This window comes from Parasphingorhabdus sp. (assembly GCF_036963805.1).
Lineage (GTDB): Bacteria > Pseudomonadota > Alphaproteobacteria > Sphingomonadales > Sphingomonadaceae > Parasphingorhabdus.
The window spans coordinates 1-17,180 of the sequence record NZ_JBALUN010000022.1 but is presented as its reverse complement, the minus strand read 5'-3'; the positions used below and the strand labels follow the sequence as shown (position 1 = coordinate 17,180).

The 17,180-nt window shown below is 52.6% G+C and carries 14 protein-coding genes and 1 pseudogene; 3 read left to right on the top strand and 12 right to left on the bottom strand.

The window, feature by feature from the left end; genetic code table 11:
- Positions 1 to 116 precede the first annotated feature (116 nt).
- From V7676_RS18065 to V7676_RS18020, 11 genes are all read right to left on the bottom strand, one after another.
- Positions 117 to 1,739: an acyl-CoA dehydrogenase family protein gene (locus V7676_RS18065; RefSeq protein ID WP_335660975.1), complete on the bottom strand. Its 1,623-nt coding sequence runs from the start codon at positions 1,737 to 1,739 to the stop codon at positions 117 to 119.
- 7 nt (positions 1,740 to 1,746) lie between these two features.
- Complete coding sequence (locus tag V7676_RS18060; RefSeq protein WP_332041259.1) at positions 1,747 to 1,968, bottom strand: hypothetical protein; 222 nt, start codon at positions 1,966 to 1,968, stop codon at positions 1,747 to 1,749.
- Positions 1,958 to 3,037 carry a type II glyceraldehyde-3-phosphate dehydrogenase gene (locus V7676_RS18055; protein WP_335660974.1) on the bottom strand — a complete coding sequence of 360 codons (1,080 nt, stop codon included), beginning with the start codon at positions 3,035 to 3,037 and terminating at the stop codon, positions 1,958 to 1,960. Before V7676_RS18055 ends, V7676_RS18060 begins: the two co-directional genes overlap by 11 nt.
- A gap of 48 nt (positions 3,038 to 3,085) precedes the next feature.
- Positions 3,086 to 3,943 (bottom strand): ribose-phosphate pyrophosphokinase, encoded by an 858-nt coding sequence (locus V7676_RS18050; protein ID WP_332041261.1) that lies wholly within the window; start codon positions 3,941 to 3,943, stop codon positions 3,086 to 3,088.
- 2 nt (positions 3,944 to 3,945) lie between these two features.
- Positions 3,946 to 5,472: a thymidine phosphorylase family protein gene (locus V7676_RS18045; protein ID WP_335660973.1), complete on the bottom strand. Its 1,527-nt coding sequence runs from the start codon at positions 5,470 to 5,472 to the stop codon at positions 3,946 to 3,948.
- Positions 5,473 to 5,474: 2 nt separating this feature from the next.
- Positions 5,475 to 6,842 (bottom strand): MBL fold metallo-hydrolase, encoded by a 1,368-nt coding sequence (locus tag V7676_RS18040; RefSeq protein ID WP_335660972.1) that lies wholly within the window; start codon positions 6,840 to 6,842, stop codon positions 5,475 to 5,477.
- Positions 6,839 to 9,241: a xylulose 5-phosphate 3-epimerase gene (locus V7676_RS18035; RefSeq protein ID WP_442955466.1), complete on the bottom strand. Its 2,403-nt coding sequence runs from the start codon at positions 9,239 to 9,241 to the stop codon at positions 6,839 to 6,841. Before V7676_RS18035 ends, V7676_RS18040 begins: the two co-directional genes overlap by 4 nt.
- A 302-nt stretch (positions 9,242 to 9,543) precedes the next feature.
- Positions 9,544 to 10,368 (bottom strand): slipin family protein, encoded by an 825-nt coding sequence (locus V7676_RS18030; RefSeq protein WP_335660971.1) that lies wholly within the window; start codon positions 10,366 to 10,368, stop codon positions 9,544 to 9,546.
- Between the two features lie 297 nt (positions 10,369 to 10,665).
- Entirely contained in the window at positions 10,666 to 10,845 is a 180-nt protein-coding gene (locus V7676_RS18910) for a YHS domain-containing protein (protein WP_422343034.1), read from the bottom strand.
- Positions 10,846 to 10,897: 52 nt separating this feature from the next.
- On the bottom strand, positions 10,898 to 12,166 hold the full coding sequence (locus V7676_RS18025) for an acetate/propionate family kinase (protein WP_335660970.1): 1,269 nt from the start codon (positions 12,164 to 12,166) through the stop codon (positions 10,898 to 10,900).
- Positions 12,167 to 12,658: 492 nt separating this feature from the next.
- Complete coding sequence (locus tag V7676_RS18020; protein WP_335660969.1) at positions 12,659 to 13,504, bottom strand: YihY/virulence factor BrkB family protein; 846 nt, start codon at positions 13,502 to 13,504, stop codon at positions 12,659 to 12,661.
- A 354-nt stretch (positions 13,505 to 13,858) separates the two neighbouring features.
- Here V7676_RS18020 and V7676_RS18015 point away from each other — a divergent pair, with 354 nt between their 5' ends.
- The 3 genes from V7676_RS18015 to V7676_RS18005 all read left to right on the top strand — a co-directional run bounded on the left by V7676_RS18015 (position 13,859) and on the right by V7676_RS18005 (position 15,794).
- Complete coding sequence (locus V7676_RS18015) at positions 13,859 to 14,113, top strand: hypothetical protein (protein ID WP_335660968.1); 255 nt, start codon at positions 13,859 to 13,861, stop codon at positions 14,111 to 14,113.
- A 129-nt stretch (positions 14,114 to 14,242) separates the two neighbouring features.
- Complete coding sequence (locus V7676_RS18010; RefSeq protein WP_335660967.1) at positions 14,243 to 14,947, top strand: endonuclease/exonuclease/phosphatase family protein; 705 nt, start codon at positions 14,243 to 14,245, stop codon at positions 14,945 to 14,947.
- Between the two features lie 193 nt (positions 14,948 to 15,140).
- Complete coding sequence (locus V7676_RS18005; protein WP_335660966.1) at positions 15,141 to 15,794, top strand: DUF6629 family protein; 654 nt, start codon at positions 15,141 to 15,143, stop codon at positions 15,792 to 15,794.
- Between the two features lie 379 nt (positions 15,795 to 16,173).
- Here V7676_RS18005 and V7676_RS18000 read toward each other — a convergent pair.
- Positions 16,174 to 16,935 (bottom strand): annotated as a pseudogene (locus V7676_RS18000) (IS5 family transposase).
- Positions 16,936 to 17,180 lie beyond the last annotated feature (245 nt).

Sequence of the window (17,180 nt, the reverse complement as noted above, 5' to 3'; positions counted from 1 at the left end):
TGGTCCCATAACTTCACCTGGACGTTCTCGGAAGCAGGGATTCAGCCTTGCTAGGCGTGTAGAAAAATATTGACAATAATGTCCCCCCCCCCCGATCACCGCTCATTGCTGGATAACTACATTGAAATTGTCGGCATGGCTCTTTCAATGATGGACCGTGTGTCAATGACGGCGGTGGAAGCACCAAAAAGATTACTGGGTCGATCAAGTCTTAACTTGCAAAAAGCTTCGGCTACAGGGTTGTCCGCGTTGATAAGCACTGCTGCTTGAGCGGATATTGCAAGCTGTTCGACGATGTTACGGGCATTATGTTCGGCCAGTCCGCTAATTTCCAGAGTTTTCAGGTGATCGTCATAGGAAGGATAGCGCCCGCTTGCAGAAAACAGAAATTCCCGCAGACTGTCGAGCGCTTGGGGTTCGCGTTCCATTGCGCGCAAGACATCCAGCGCGATCACATTTCCCGAGCCTTCCCAGATCGCGTTCAGCGGAGACTGACGGAAAAGGCGCGGCATCGGACCAGTTTCGACATAGCCTGTTCCGCCCAGACATTCCATTGCTTCATACACCATCGCGGGCGCACGCTTGCATACCCAATATTTTGCAATAGGCGTAAGCAGACGGGATAGCGGGTCCGCCATATCAAATGTTGCAGCGACCTGGAAGGCGAGAGCGGTGGCGGCTTCGCTTTCTACAGCGAGATCGGCCAGCACGGACATCATTGCCGGTTGCTCGATTAACCGGCGCTGCATGACGGTGCGATGAGCGGTATGCCACAGCGCTTCGGTAATTGCGGCACGCATTGTGGAAGCTGAACCCACTATGCAATCAAAACGGGTATGCTGAACCATCTGAATAATGGTTTTCACGCCTTGACCCTCTTCGCCAAGACGCTGCGCATAAGCACGATGATACTCGATTTCCGCAGATGCGTTGGAGCGATCACCAAGCTTGTCCTTGAGCCGGATTACGCGAAACCCTGCGTTACGCTGGCCATCAGGCGTCCAGCGCGGAACGATAAAGCAGGTCAGACCATTATCTGTGTAGGCTAGCGTCAGGAATGCGTCGCACATGGGCGCAGAACAGAACCATTTATGCCCAGTTAGTTGATAAGCACCATCTGCATATTCCGCCCGTGTCGTGTTCGCGCAGACGTCCGATCCCCCCTGTTTTTCGGTCATCGCCATTCCGATTGTGACACCCTTTTTTTCAGGTGCTGGTCGGACAACGGGATCGTAAAGTGACGATGTGATCCGCCCGATCCACTCATTTCCGACATCTGGGTCACGTTTCAAGGCGGCGACGGCGGCGTAGGTCATGGTCATGGGACACCCGGTGCCAGCATCAACTTGCCCGAGCAGGAAACTCAACGCTGCGTGAAGAACATGGCCTGCTTCGGTTCCATTCCAACCGGCGGCGGCCACGCCTTCGCCGAGGCCAAGCGTCATCAGTTGATGGTAGGATGGGTGGAATTGCACTTCATCGATCCGTCTTCCTTGACGGTCATGGGTGTCAAGCACGGGCGGGTTTCGGTTGGCCGCTTCTCCCCAGCCAATGACTTCGCTGGAACCAGTGCGTATGCCAAAGCTGGTAAGTCGTTGCTTGTGAACTTCGCCTCCCGCCATTTTGACTGCATCGACCAGCGCCTGATCTGAGCCAAACCGGTCAAATGCTTCTAGCGTGGGCGGTTGGTTTGTAACCTCATGGCTTTCAAGACTGTCTATGGGGCGTAGAGAGGTCATGACGATATCATTTCTTTGCAGGTTTTTTGCTGGTTTCGCGGCGACCTGGGTTTCTTTGCACATCATCTCCTTGGTCAATGCCGAGCGTCCATGCCGGCGGGTCGCTGGCAGGGAAGCTTTCACGCAGCGCTTCATCAACCATATCGCTCTTTTTTTGTAACGCTATTTTCCGTCGACTATTTACCACTTTCAGCTCCTCAGATGAGATCATACCGATGTCAGCCATCATGGCCCAAGCTTTTTTGTACGGCCCATTGGGGTATAACAAGATCGCCAATCCCCAGAGATTCGTTCGTTTTGGCGATTGATACGGCAGGGTCCTGCTCATTGCCCGCAAGTGCGCGTATAGCATCAATAGTCTCCGGGATCACGATGGCTTGGTTATCAACCATATAGCTAAAATATAGATCGGTTCCGTCAACTGTCAGCAGATCACGCCATATCGCCACTTCATAGAGATTGGCGTGGCGACGTCCATTTTCAGCCATCCACTCCTTCACCACATTTATTGCCGATAGTCCCGTGCGGCTGTCGATTAGCAGTATCCGCGATGATTGGGATAGCGCGTCAAGAACAGCCGCTTTTGTGGCCGCTCTCGCCATTTCGACGTACCAGGTGTGAAGATGAGCGAGCGTTTCGGGCACCCGGACTGCGATCGTTGTGACATCGAGATCCGGATCAACAAGTCTGGCATCAGGCCCCTGATGGCTCGGGACTTCGGGCTCAGGAACAAGCGTATTCATGATGCCGCCAAGATGGCTTTCCCATGGGTCGGTTGCGCGACGCATCAGTGTTCCGCGCGCTTTCTTCAAGAGGCCCGCGTTCTTGAGGGTTCCCAATGTGCGAACGATAGACGTTGTATTGCAGCTAACCACGCGCGTTGCGCTGCGTCCGATCGTACTGGAATAGCTTGATTCTGCGACAAAGGAATGGCCGGTTACATCATGTTTTTCACCGCCTTGAACGATGAAGGGCCGCTTAAGTTTGCGATATAATTCGGCATTCTCAGCGCCTCGGTGCTTGGGCGTACAATCGACAATGATGTCGCTTGATTCCACAAGATCGGTCAATAGTCCGTTAGTGGGTAAGCCTGCCGCCTCCATAGCTGCGCTGGCTTCTGCTGTGGCCGCGAAAAGCGGGATGCCCTGGCTTATAATCTGGGCAATGCGCCAATCTGTCGCGACATCAGCCACGCCCGATAGTATCATGTCGGACTGTAGTCTTATTGCGGTGGCCGTGCGGCTACCGATCACGCCATATCCGACAATTGCGACTTTGATCTTATGATCGTCTGCCATTTCTCTGTCTCTTTCCAATCCAGTTAAAAATGTTGCCCATGCCTTGAGCTACAAGAGCAGTTCTGCAATCCCGATCCGGGATGTTTCGTGCGGAACGGCGTCTGTCGAGATGATATCTTTGGCAAGTTGGTTTAGCTGCCAATAGGTGCTGCCGGTAAACAGGGCATGCACAGTCAATATATAGGGTCTAGGGAAACCCCGCGCGATCAGGGCTTCGGCGGTTTCGATCATCGTTCGCCCTGATGAAATAATATCATCGACAAGCACCGGAGCCAGGCCTGCATAATCGCTCAAGTCCGGCACCAATATCTCGACCTCGTGATCACCGAGGCGGTTTTTATTGAGAACGAGGCGCTGTGCGCCTGCTCGTTCTGCAACAGCCTCAACCCATTGCTGGCTTTCGGAATCAGGGCCCACCACGAGAGCATTCTCGACATTGTCCCTGATCCAGTCGGCTAAAAGGGGCGCAGCATGTTTGACCTTGGTTGGTATGGTGAATATTTCTCCCAGATCCGCTATTCGGTGCAGATGAGGGTCAATCGTGATCAAACTGTCGAAGCAATCTGATAGCAGCTTGGCAAAATGCGTGGAGGATATGGATTCCCCCTCCTGAAATCTCTTGTCTTGCCGCATATAGGCCAGATAGGGCGCAATGAGGCGCACGGTTTTTGCGCCCAGTTCACGCGCGGTTTTCGCCGCAAAAATAAGCTGCAGTATCTGATCATCGGGGCGAGCGAGGGTGCAAACAAAATCCACATCTTTCCCCGTCACATCATCGGTCAAACGAATATAAGATTCCCCGTCAGGGAAGTGACGGGTTTCCAATGTACCCAGCGCGGAGGAGGATAGTCTGGCAAGATCGGCCGCCAAGGTTTCATTGCCCGGCAAGGGGATAAAAATGCGCATGGTCACTCCTCTATTTTCAATATATCTGGATTGGCAGCAGCATATTCCAGCGCATAATCCAGAGCGCCCTTGGCTTCGGCATGGACCGTGAATAGTGGCTGACCGTTTGTAACATGGTCGCCCAGGCGGAAATGTATCGCAAGACCAGCAGCCTTTTGGCGCGGGGCTCCGGCCAATTTTGCTAATCGCGATAATTTACGATTGTCGATGGAGGATATCTTGCCGCTGCTCTGCGCCAAAAGGGGGCAGGTCAATGGAGCGACCTGGGGCGTGCGCATGCCGCCTTGCGCCTCGCAAATCGCCTGAAATTTGTTCCATGCCCGGCCATCAACCAAGGCGGCCTGCGCCGCCGCAAGTCCGTCACCGGTCTCTACGTGATTTGCCAGCTCCAGAGCCTGTGCGGCAATTAATATTGCCCGCTCCCTTAGGTCTTGCGGTGCATCGGGATTGTTTTGCAGGACAGATAAGACGTCATGCGCCTCAAGGGCAGGGCCAATGCCGCGTCCCACAGGTTGAGAGCCGTCTGTAAAAACACATCGTGTCTCCAACCCAAAATTGGCCGCGACAGCGGAAAGATGCGCGCCCAATGTTTTAGCCTTGTCCAGCGAACGGACTTTGGCAGTCAGACCAACCGGCAAGTCAAGGACGACATGGGTGGCACCGGCAGCAATTTTTTTAGATAAAACGGATGCGATCAACTGTCCTTCGGTATCAATATCAAGAGCCCGCTCGATGCGGATTAAAATATCATCTGCCGGGCTGAGATTGACGGCGCCGCCCCAGGCAATACAGGCCCCTTGCTCTTCCACCACTCGCCGCATTTGTTTCAGATCGAGATCAACAGGGGCAAGCGTTTCCATCGTGTCGGCGGTGCCCGCAGGAGATGTAATAGCGCGTGATGACGTTTTTGGCATTGTGAAGCCCAGACTGGCAACTATCGCCACGACAATCGGTGTGGTGCGGTTGCCCGGCAACCCGCCGACACAATGCTTGTCCAAGATCATCGGAGCGTCCCAAGACAACCGTTCTCCTGCACCCACCATTGCCTTGGTCAAATGGCATATTTCCTCAATGTCTAGCGGCAGAGCCGAGCAAGTTGCAATGAACGTTGCCAGATGGATATCTGCGTAGCGACCAGCGGCAATATCGCCAATAATGCCCTGGAAGGCCGGCTCGTCGAGGCGTCCTCCATAAATTCTGCGTCTGATATCTGCCAATGATCCTATGGTCGGCACATGGCTAACTGCAATATCCGCCCCATCTTCAATCCCAAGTTTCGCCCAGGCGGCCTCGGACAATCCAGCTTCCCCTGTTGTTAGCCAGTCATTATCGACTTGATAGAGTGTTGCTATAATTTCTCGCCCCGACACAGACGTTAGACGCACGCGAGATCGGGAGGTCAGGCCCTCTGATATACAAACCGGGCAGTCGGTGCGCATGAGCACGATCACCTCGTCTTGCGTGTAGAGACTGAGACGCTTTGATTTCAGCAAATTATGGGTTTCAATATGGTTGGCGCTCGACGTCATATTTAACTTTCCAGAGAATAACGGTCAGTCGGATCGACAACAGTGCTGTTCCAGCCCAACTCTTCTTCAATCCGCATGCGCAGGGCGTCGGAAGCTTTAGGTTCCCCGTGCACCACAAAAGTTCGGGCAGGAGCGTTCTTAAAGCCGGACAACCATTTCAGGATTTCGTCTGAATCTGCGTGGGCCGATAAAGCTGGATGGCTTGCAATTTCTGCGCGCATCGGAAACCATTGGCCGAACATCTTGACGCTTTCGGCTCCATTCAGCAGTTTTTCTCCGCGTGTTCCTCCTGCCTGATAGCCAGAAAACAGGATTGTATTTCTGCTGTCCTGGCCAAAGGCCTTGAGATGATGGAGAACGCGCCCCCCGGTCAGCATGCCGCTAGCGGCGATCACGACCTTGGGCATAGTATCGCGCGTTATGCGTTTGGAATCATCGACTTCGCGCAGATAGGTTGCAATATCGCAAGACTGCTTGCAGACATCGGGTGAGAGGCGATGATCATCCAGATGGCGGCACAGCAAATCTGTGGCGTTAATCGCCATCGGACTATCGAGAAAAATCGGAACGATCTTTATTCTTCCGGCCTGTTTCAGTTTCCATAGATAATACATGATCAATTGGGCGCGCCCGACAGCAAATGCCGGAATAACGACTGTTCCGCCCCTACGGGCCGTTTTTTCGATGACGCTTCCAAGAGCTTCCATTGGGTCATTTTTGGGGTGGGTTCTGTCTCCATAGGTCGATTCCACAAGCACATAATCGGCCTCGGCAACGGGTTCTGGATCGAGCATGAAGGGATCATCGTAGCGGCCAATGTCACCAGAAAAGACGATCGTCTTTCCGCCCCAATGAAGCTCGGCGGTGGCAGCCCCTAATATATGTCCAGCCCGGCGCAGCTTCGCATGCCCGCCGCCCGGCAGTTCAATTTCTTTGTGGAACGCGATCGGCCGCAATTGCTTTAAGGCTGCTTCGGCGTCCTTGATAGTGTAAAGAGGTAATGCTGGGGCATGTTTGCTATATTTATGCTTGTTCGCCAGAAACGCGTCTTTCTCCGCGATGAAAGCGCTGTCTTTTAAAAGTATTCCGCAAAGATCAGCGCTGGCTGACGAGCAGAAGATTGGGCCTTTAAATCCCTCGCGCACCAATTTGGGAAGATAGCCGCTATGATCGAGATGCGCGTGGGTTAAAATAATGGCATCGATGCTTTTTGGCGAAACCGGAAACGGTTTCCAGTTGCGTTCGCGTAAGGGTTTATATCCTTGGAAAAGTCCGCAATCGACCATTATCCGGCGTCCGTCATGTTCGATGAGATGGCGAGATCCGGTTACCGTCCCGGCTCCGCCAAGACTATGCAATGTGAGCGTCATGGGATTTTCTCCTCATTTTTTGAGCCCGATGTGTCCCGCCGTAATATCTGCGGGTCACCCTGCTCGTCGACGGCATCCAATTCTTCCTGTGATAGGAGGGAACCCCGATCGATTTTGAGCAAACCTGCAGCGGAGGCGACCGCATGCGCCCAAGTGCAGCGATTGGCGAACAACATGCCAAAAACATCCAATGTGCCGCCTCTGGACAAATATCCCAACGCTTTGGTTTGGCTCGGCCCGCCATCAAGCCGCCTCAATAGACCCAGCGTTGGCTCCGGTCTCGTGTGCGAGATTATTATCCGCGGAAGATTTGTGGGAAACAGCACATGCAAATCTTTGTCTAAAACGGCATATTTCCATTCGATCTCGTCGCGCGCCTCCCGAAACCGCCCCGGTTCCAAAATGACCGTGATTGAGCAGTTTATCCCGCGTTGATCGAGGCGTTCGCGCGCCTGTCTTGCTTGCTGCAATTGATAAGCGCCGATGGCGACCAGTTGTACCTGTGCGTTTGTAGCATCGCCCTCAAATTGTATTGCACCTTTCGCCATCGCAAATTCAGCCTGTTCACCTGAAAAGAGGATTGGCACATCGCGTTTGGCGGTTACCAGGCACGCAATTTGGCCATGCGTTCGGTAGACCGCGCGCAGCGCTGCAACCGCGCTATTGGGATCAACAGGGAATATAACGCGAGATATATCTGACATTTCCCCCAGCAATGCTTCGGGCAATGTCGGGTCTTGATGCGACTGCTCGTTTTTTGCGTTTTCCCAAGTGTGGGAGGTTGCAATGAGTGGAACGCTGATCCAGCCTGGTGGCTGGAGCAGTTCGTGCTGGCGGCGCGAGAAAATTATTTCCTGTCGCAATGCGCCAAGCATTTTCATCCCAAAAGCTTCGTAGCTCACAGCGATATTGATCCCGCCTTTGTTACCCAAGGCCGCACTGATGACCGCTTCTTCGTTGAGTGCCGTGATAATCGCCCCACCCACCGCCTCTGGCGTACCGTTTTCAGGTATGTTCACGCGGTGATGCAGAAGCTCAAGCGCGCGCGGCATGTGATTGCTTCTCAGTTCATCGGGATTGCCAATACGTGGTCGTAGCTTCGGGTTGGCGCGGACAATATCGACAAAATATTCATCGATCGCATCCATCGCGCAGCGTTCGCGCTGACTATTGACATCGGTCCAATTTGGCACGGGTAGGCTGGGCAGTTCGACGTTCCGGCGTGCTAGTGAATTCTGACTTTCTCTTGGCCGAGACTGCTGGTCATGGACCGCCAAAGCATTAACGGCTGTTTCCAGCGTGTCAGCCGGGACAAACAGCTTTCTAGCGCCTTCGTGAAATTCAGCCCGCGCGGCCGCATTGTCAGACGGATTTCCTGAAAGTGGCAGGTTATGGGATCTGTTGGTTCCAGCTCCTGGAAAGCCAAATCCTTTTGTGCAGCGCGCGATAATATAGGGAAGGGGAGCTGGATAGGCCTGCTTTGATTTAATAAATCGGCTGAGCCATTCTTCTGCCTCCAAAATCGCCATCGCATAGGCGAGAGGATCATGACCGTCGATCAGTATTGGATCATATCCAGCGAGGCGAAGATGAGCTTCAAGCCATTCAGCCCCGCCTTCCTGACCGATTTCGGTTCTCTGTTCAATCCGCCGGCCATTGAGGACCATGATTGGCACAGCCAAACCGCTATCTTCGGCTCGCCACCAGCGCGGAGACCAGTCGGACCCGCGCTGTTCTTCAAATGCGCCGTCGCTCAAAAAGGCAACAAGGCGCTCTCCCGGCAGCGGCATATGGACATATTGGAGTTCGGAAAAGCCCAAATAGCCGCCTTCTGAAATACCGCCGGCAGTGTTTGGGCCGACATGGCTCCCCAGCGGTACCGCGGGTCTTCCATCAGCGCTCATCGCATAGCTGTAGAAGTCTGAAACGAGATGGGAAAACCCGGTCTCGCTGCGCTCATAACGACCGATTTGTGCAGGGGACAAGTCCCCAGTCAGCGTGTTGATCGCCTCTATTGCAGCAACGCAGTGACCCTGACCAAGCGTCCAGGCGCGGGTATGTCCGGACAGGGCGTTGGCGAGTAAATAGCCAACAAACCCGATGGCAACATTGAGGGCGCCGCCAGTATGACCTTCAGGATTTCGTTTAAATGCGTCTGCTGGCAAATTGGCACCGTGTATATCAACCCGGGAGGCATAGGTCATATGGGCGGTGAGCCACATCGCGGCGTTGGCCAATCGGTCGGCCGCTACAATCAATGTCTCTGCTTGGGCGGAATCGGTAAATCCTTGCCAGTACTGACGTTTTGCGAAAAATTTATCTGTACGCGCAATTGTTGCAGCGCTGTGCTCGATGACGCCAAATCCTGTGCGCCAGTCGTTTGACATGTTTTTTGTCAATGAACAGCCTCCTCAAACGTCACGGTTGCCGAATGCGAACGGCTTAAATGGAAAAGCATTGTGAATGTTTATCTGGAATCGAGAAGGTGCAAAAATGGCTTCGCCACCACAGTTAAAAGTGGATCGACCGAGCTGGGTTGGAGGAGGAGCCCGGCCGCCCCTGAAGATTCGGTTTTCGAAACTGCTAATAAACATGCTCTAAACCAACCTCCAAATTGTTTGCCGTACCCTATTCGACTGCACTATTCTGGCTTGGCATATTCGTTCGCTCACCAGCAAATGCCGCTTATGAGCGCTGAAAGTCACCCCGCACTCTTGCCTGCAGAGAGCGTGGGTTCATTGGCCGCATTGCCGGCCAGCTTTTTGCTGTCTTGACTAGCAAACCCGTTGAAAAATTTTTCAAATTCAACAGGGAATGGAAAAACGATTGTGGAACTGCGTTCTCCAGCGATTTCGCCAAGCGCGCCAAGATAACGCAGTTGCATCGCTTCAGGGTGACCGGATAGCGTTTCTGCAGCTTCCAAAAGCTTTTGCGCTGCCTGCTGTTCTCCTTCAGCATTTATCACTCTTGCCCGGCGCTCACGTTCGGCTTCAGCCTGTTTCGCCATCGCGCGAACCATGGATTCATCTATATCGACATGCTTGATTTCAACATTGGCAACTTTGATGCCCCAAGAGGTTGTTTGGGTGTCGATTATCTCTTGGATATCCTTGTTGAGTTTGTCTCGCTCCGTGAGCATCTCATCAAGCTCATGTTTTCCAAGAACCGAGCGCAGGGTGGTTTGCGCAAGCTGACTGGTTGCATCGACAAATTGCTCTACCTGAATTATCGCGCGTTCAGGATCAACAACCTTAAAATATATGACAGCATTGACATGAACCGACACATTATCGCGTGAAATAAGATCTTGCGTTGGCACATCAAGGACGATGGTTCTTAAATCCACGCGGGAAAGAGTTTGAACAAAGGGAATAATAAAAATCAGACCGGGGCCTTTGACTCCCGTGAACCGGCCCAGCGTGAAGACGACCACGCGCTCATATTCGACCACAATGCGGATAGCGCTAGCGCCAACTGCAAGCAGGATGAACAGCAAAGCGGAAAACGTAATAAGATTGTCTGTCATGGTTTTCTCCTGGTCTTCTTTGGAGTAATCAGCGCCGGGTGATGATCGATATCAACCGGTTTCTTGTTAAGGACGCACTGCGGCGCTTAATGTTACAGTTGATCAGAACTCGACAGACGGTTTGAAGCCAAAAAATGCTACCACGACGCAGCTGGGCTTTGAGGAGTGGGGCGACCGCTGGGGAAGGCAGTGCGCGATCGCCCCTAAAGATACGGTTGTCGGAATTGTTGGCCAACATCCCGCCAACCGATCTCTATATTTGTGCCAATGCCGTTTTTATTCGCTCATCTCGCCATTTTAAGGATCTGAATATAACGGCGCTGGGCCGTTGGCAAAAGTTGTGGGAGATCCAATGAATATATTCTGACATTCTGTGCTACAGAAGAAATAAGTCCAGCCCTCATATTCTTCAGCGGCGACCGCTTTTTCCAACGTAAATTTGCGTTTGCAGACCGGGTCTTCAACGGTGATATCCATCAGCTGACCTTTTCAAGGAGAGCAGCGATATTGCGGTGTGGGAAACAAGATATCATGATAATTCTCTCCGATTTTGGTAGGCACCAACAAGTTCGGCCACGTGACGTGCAATCATTAATTCTTCATCCGCCGAACTGATCTCCACGGTAACTGAGCCATGTTTTGGAGATAGGAGTGGCTTATTGGCTTTATTTTTTTTCGGATCGATTATGGTTCCAAAGCATTGCTCCAATGGTTTGCAGATCTGGTACCGTATTTCTGGAGAATGTTCACCAATTCCGCCGGTAAAAATCAAACGATCAATACCGCCCATGGCGGCTACCAATGCGCCGAAGTGACGGCGGGCTTGATAGCAAAAAAACGCTATCGCTTCTTCGGCAGATTTACCGGCATTGGTTGCAACAAGAATTTGGGCATCACCGCTTGTTCCTGATTGTCCAAGCAAACCCGATCTGTTGTTTAGCAGATCGGCCAGTTCATCGGACGTCCAGCCCTCTTCCTTTAAGAGATAAAGGATAAGTCCAGGGTCAATATCGCCGCTTCTGGTGGCCATTGGAAGACCTGACAATGGGCTAAAGCCCATGGATGTATCTATCGTCCGCCGGCCATGCACTGCCGCCATACTGGCGCCCGCACCAAGATGGGCGACCACAATACGGTCCTTCAGAGCTGCTGCTCCTTCTCGCCGCTCTAGTTGGTAGAGCGTAGATTCATAGGAAAGGCCATGGAAGCCGTACCGACGAATAACACCGTCGTCCATATTTAGCGGCAGACCAGTTCGTGCTGCATTTTCCGGCATGTTGGAGTGAAAAGCAGTATCAAAGCACGCAAATTGTTTTGCGCGGGGTAGCCGTGTTCGAACCGCTGCAATAGCAGCAAGATTTGCAGGTAGATGCAGAGGAGCTAGCGGTATTAGGCGTTCCAGTTCAGCTTCGATAACTGAATCCAATGCGAGAGGCGAAACAAAATCTGGACCGCCATGTACTATCCGATGACCAACAAGCGATATTTTCCAAAGTTCTGCGTAATTTTCCAGCTGATTGAGGATATGTTCAATGGCTGAGCCATGGTTTTTGCACGAACTTTTTGCATTCCAAAGGGATGTGCTGTCGGCCAAGCGCGCGGATGAATGGCCCTGTGCCTTTCCAATTTCCGTGACCTTCCCGCGCAATACCGGTTCGATGTTATTACCCAAACGAAAGACTGCAAATTTGACGCTTGATGAACCACAATTGATCGTCAACAGATGCGGCAGGGGGCTAGGCCGGGTTTGTTGTTGTCCTTCCGCGTAGGGCGCTTTTTTGCGAATAGTTTTTATCATCTTTCCCTTTGCTCCTGCACGACCCGCTAATCGCAAGGTCTTGCCCGGAGATTGGCAATCTCCGGAAATTATAGGTGTGACAGGTTTGTGGCGCGCGATATCTGCCGGAAAGCGCTATACGCTTCGGACCAGAGAAGCCGGCCACGCTTGGATCACAAGACCCTTCAACCGGCGATTAGCTCTTAGAACAGCACGATTTTGAACTAACCTCGGGCTTATCTTCCCTAACTTGTTTCTTACCGGAACAGCAGCACCCTTTGCTCTGGGGTTCGACTGGATCGGTAGGTTTAATAATGGCTTTGAGTATTTTTCTCGGCGCGGAGGTTTTGGGATCAGTTGTTATATTGCTCATGGCTTTTCTCCTTTGCAAGTCTTTCAAACAATTTCATTGTCTGGGTGACGGCACAAAAAATGGTGTCGCTAGTAATTAAGACGTATTTGAGGCCATCGCGTTACACCGCCCAGGAAGAAATTAGCCGGCCGCCGCTCCTGTCATTTTTTTGAAGGCGGTGTTCCGATCCCTACCTGACGCATCGCCTCAGCATTTACCTTGGCCCCGAATAGTAGGATGTAAGCGGACAACATAAGCCAGAGCTGAAGCACCACGATCGCCGACAGCGAACCGTAGATGCTGTCATATTGTGCGAGCCGGGTGACATAGAACTGGAAGATAAGCGTTGCGCTCAGCCATGAGGCGACAGCGACTAACATTCCCGGGATAACCCATCGCCAGGCGGTAGGTGCGCGCACGGGAACATAACGATAGATATGCACGAGCGCGAGCGCGGACCCGAGTGTCAGCGCTAACCACATTATCAAGTGGATGCCACGGGCGACGCCAGGGATGCCCGCAGGAATAGCCTTACCAAGAAGCGCCAATCCGGAGATCGTCAATAGTGCCGCAAATAGCAGCAGTGCGCCCGCAGTCACCGTGCCGAGCGCCCACACCTGAGTGGCGATCGGATCGCGATCCTGTGCGTTTCCACTGGCGATATCTATCCCGTGGAGGAGGGAGTGGCCCACCCGGCGACCGCCGAACAGTGTCAGCGCGATCGACGCCGTCAAAGCCAGTCCGTTCCCCTCGCGCCGCGTAAGGCTCTTGCCGAGCCACTCCTGCACAAACGCCTTTGCTGAGTCGGGCAATATGCTTGCCAGCATCGAAACATTGCCAAGCACCTCATCGCGTGGAACCAGCGCACCGTAGCTCAGCGCCACGACACTTAGGAGAGGAAGGATCGATAGGAAAGCCGCAAAAGCGATTGAACTGGCCACCATGCCGAAATCCTCAGCCACAGCGCCACGAACCGCGCGTGCCAGAATGCGCCCCCATTCTGCCAAGCCTATGCGCCAAGGCGCAGAAACGTGGACGGGTACGGGAGGCTCGGTGACTGTCGACCACCAGCGGGTTGCCGGGTTGTCCCGGAGAAATTCCAATATCATAGCAATACGCGTTTATTCCGGACACAGCCGGGACAAATCCCATCATTGTGGCTCGCTTAGGCTCGGTGACGCGGTCCGGCAACATTTTTTAACCCTCCGCTGAGCACAGTCAAATTAATCAGAAACTGGCTTTTTTGTGATCGGTATCGTCGCGTGTTGCGGCAAGGCGCACAATCTGTGCGAAAGATAATTGGTTGCGAAAGATAAAAACGAACGAAGATTGATCCCGAGAAAATCGCCGCTGGTTTTGCGTTGGCCCTTGTCTTGGGAGTGATAAGATCTATTGATCTTGCTTCGTTGTTGGGGACGGTTCATACGGCAACTGCCGAGTCGCAAATCGAGTTGATTGCTGGATGGATTGTTTGCTATGTCGCTTTTAGTGGGTTGTATGATCATCCAGCAATGGCTGACCGACTTGCGATGGGGAAATTCGCTTTCTTTTCGCTGATTGTTGACGAAATTGCCGTGGTAACGCCTTTCGGGGAAAAGCTTTCCTCGATTATTTAATCCTGTTCGAGATACCGGGAAACCGTATCAGTCTTGGTGACAGATAAAATTTTCGTCATTTTTGCTTATCTAAATCTGGCACGGTTGCGATTTAGGCAAAGTTAATGCTCGATAGTCCCGGATTACACAATGCTAAAGGTTGCCAGTTATAATATCCATAAAGCAATCGGCACCGACAGGCGGCGTAATCCTGGTCGGATCATTGATGTTTTGAACGAACTTGATGCCGATATAGTTGCGCTGCAGGAGTCCGACCGACGATTTGGTGTTCGTGCGGCCGCTATTCCTGCTTTGCTGCTTGAACAGAATAGCGACTATCGCGCCATTCCGCTGGATGTTCAGATTGATTCTATGGGGTGGCACGGCAACGCGATTCTGGTTCGCAGATCAGCGATCGTTCACGCGCATGACATAATACACATCCCGTGCCTTGAGCCGCGCGGAGCGGTCAGGGCGCACATCGAAATTGGCGATATGCATATCTCAACTTTTGGCATGCATCTGGACCTATCTGGTCTTTGGCGCCGCAAGCAGGCCGCAGCGGTTATCAAGCTAGCGAAACATTACGGGCAGGGAATGCGATCGATATTGATGGGTGATCTCAATGAATGGAGTGCAAATCGTGGGTGCCTGAGCGACTTTAAGCGCAGCTATTCGATAGTGGAATGTGGGCGTAGTTTCCATTCGCGCAGCCCGATTGCACGACTTGACCGGATCATGCACTGTCCGGGCCTGACCGCCATAGAAGCTGGTGTACATCACAGTCTGGCCGCTAAAAAAGCGTCAGACCATCTGCCGGTATGGGCCGATTTGGTAGAAAACAGTTGTGGATAACCACAAAGACCAACCATCTCGAGGCTGACACAATCACCAATGATAATTCATTTGCCAAAAAAAGGCACTCCCTTTCACTTACACATGTCAACGGGATTGCAACAGGCGAGTGATCGGCGCATGAAGAAGTTCTATCGAGTTGCCCAGCGCGAGCGCTCGGCTAATTAGTAACCACTAGCGAGGTCTGACGAATATGTGTTTTTCCGCTACAGCAAGTTTTACTGCCGGTGCCGCGTTGTTGGTGGCCGGCACGGTGACGACGCGGTTTGTCCGGCAGCCCGGCGAGATACCATATGCTTTCATACCTGTTTTGTTTGGCATCCAGCAATTGATCGAAGGTTCCCTGTGGCTAACCTTTCCTGACAAGGCGCCATTGCTCAATACCTTTCTAACTTACGCCTATTCAGTGTTTTCACATGTGCTTTGGCCGATCTACGTACCGATCGCCGTCTATTTGCTGGAAACTGTGGCTTGGCGCCGCAAAGCGCTACTCGTCACAGCAACAGGGGGAGCTTTGGTCGGATTTTACCTGCTCTACAACCTCATCCGCTTGCCGATCATAGCAACGGCCGCGGAAGGTCATATCGACTATGTCTCTCCCCACTTCTACATCCCGGTCGTTATGGCGTTATATGTATTGGGCACATGTGTAAGCCCGCTTTTATCAAGCCACCGCTGGGTGAGATGGTTCGGAGCCACCGCGATCCTGTCTTTTATCGCGGCTGGAGCTTTTTACGTTACCTGGTTCATATCGGTGTGGTGCTTCTTCGCCGCCATTATGAGCGTTATGGTGCTCATGTTCTTCTTGCGCCGAGACACTGTGGTCAACGGGCTCCGGGACCAGTAGTTATTGTTGGTGGCGAGCACGCGTCCGCCGGCAATAAGATTTCGCAAGCGTAAGACTGGAAATAGAATGCCATCTCTTGGTCGGGTACCGTCAAAACTGGCGACACCCGAGTATTCGAAGTGGCAACACCTAGCTTACGAAAACTCTGGGCGTGATACTGACGCCCCTCGGCCTTCGTGCGAGCGAAGCGGTGATAGGGCGCTGAGGCTAGCATAAACGCCAACGCCGGTGCTGAATCGACGATTTCCTATCTTGGTGCCACCCTCTCAATGATCGCGCCGGAAACACCATGATGGACTAAGCGGTATTGCGCTCGCTGGAACGAGAAGGGCGGCGGCCTTGAAACTAACTTTTACTGACAACCACCTAGGCTCAGGACTCATTGATTGATACAGAAGATGATGGTTGCGGCGATGCAGACGGCAGACATGAGGGTGTGGGCGCATCGGTCATAGTGGGTGTGGCTGCGCCGCCAGTCTTTCAGGCGCCCGAACATGATCTCGATTTTATGGCGTTGTCGATAGAGAACGGTGTCGTGAGGGATGTGGATTTTGCGGTTTGATTTTGAGGGGATGCAGGCTTCAATTTTGCGTTCGGTAAGTGCATCGCGGAACCAATCGGCATCATATCCTTTATCGCCCAAAAGGGCCTTGGCCTTCGGGAAAGCGTCTATCATCAGCGCCGCACCGCCGAAATCACTCATCTGACCTTCGCTCAGCAAAATGATCAATGGTCGCCCGTTGCCATCACAAACGGCGTGTAGCTTCGAGTTCAGGTCACCCTTGGTTCGACCTATACGTCTGGGAATAGCCCCTTTTTTAAAAGGCTGGCCGCTGTTCGGTGTGCCTTTAAGAGCGTGGCATCGATCATCAACTGATCAGGCTTGCCCGCCTTGGCTGCTAGGCCTGCGAATATCGTGCCCGACACGCCCATACGGCTGCAGCGGACAAACCGATTGTAGATCGTCTTGGGTGGCCCATACTCCGTTGGAACGTCACGCCAGCGCAGCCCGTTGCGGATTACAAAAAATGATGCCGCTGATAATCCGACGGTTATCAACGCGGGGAACGCCATGCGATAACGGAAAATAGGACTCAATCTTGCGCATCTGCGCCTCGGCCAACCAAATCAAATCACTCATGGCAATGCCTCCTTCGCATCACCATTGAATCAACCTCACACCAATTATGCCAGCACTTTAATAGGTCCTGAACCTAGAATTCCGGCTCTGGGCCTCAGTAACTATACTTATGAGAAAATACCAGTGATGCTCAATTTTTCGAGTTGTTACACCCCTCTTAGTCAAGGACGAGCCAAAACCAGGAAATCAAACGCAAGAGGGAAGGAATAAAAATGTCTACCCAGATTAAGAGTTCCATTTCGAAA

Bases quoted from the DNA above. Each gene is read 5' to 3' on its own strand.
- V7676_RS18065 (WP_335660975.1), bottom strand. From the start codon at position 1,739: ATGACCTCTCTACGCCCCATAGACAGTCTTGAAAGCCATGAGGTTACA.
- V7676_RS18060 (WP_332041259.1), bottom strand. From the start codon at position 1,968: ATGATGGCTGACATCGGTATGATCTCATCTGAGGAGCTGAAAGTGGTA.
- V7676_RS18055 (WP_335660974.1), bottom strand. From the start codon at position 3,037: ATGGCAGACGATCATAAGATCAAAGTCGCAATTGTCGGATATGGCGTG.
- V7676_RS18050 (WP_332041261.1), bottom strand. From the start codon at position 3,943: ATGCGCATTTTTATCCCCTTGCCGGGCAATGAAACCTTGGCGGCCGAT.
- V7676_RS18045 (WP_335660973.1), bottom strand. From the start codon at position 5,472: ATGACGTCGAGCGCCAACCATATTGAAACCCATAATTTGCTGAAATCA.
- V7676_RS18040 (WP_335660972.1), bottom strand. From the start codon at position 6,842: ATGACGCTCACATTGCATAGTCTTGGCGGAGCCGGGACGGTAACCGGA.
- V7676_RS18030 (WP_335660971.1), bottom strand. From the start codon at position 10,368: ATGACAGACAATCTTATTACGTTTTCCGCTTTGCTGTTCATCCTGCTT.
- V7676_RS18910 (WP_422343034.1), bottom strand. From the start codon at position 10,845: ATGGATATCACCGTTGAAGACCCGGTCTGCAAACGCAAATTTACGTTG.
- V7676_RS18025 (WP_335660970.1), bottom strand. From the start codon at position 12,166: ATGATAAAAACTATTCGCAAAAAAGCGCCCTACGCGGAAGGACAACAA.
- V7676_RS18010 (WP_335660967.1), top strand. From the start codon at position 14,243: ATGCTAAAGGTTGCCAGTTATAATATCCATAAAGCAATCGGCACCGAC.
- V7676_RS18005 (WP_335660966.1), top strand. From the start codon at position 15,141: ATGTGTTTTTCCGCTACAGCAAGTTTTACTGCCGGTGCCGCGTTGTTG.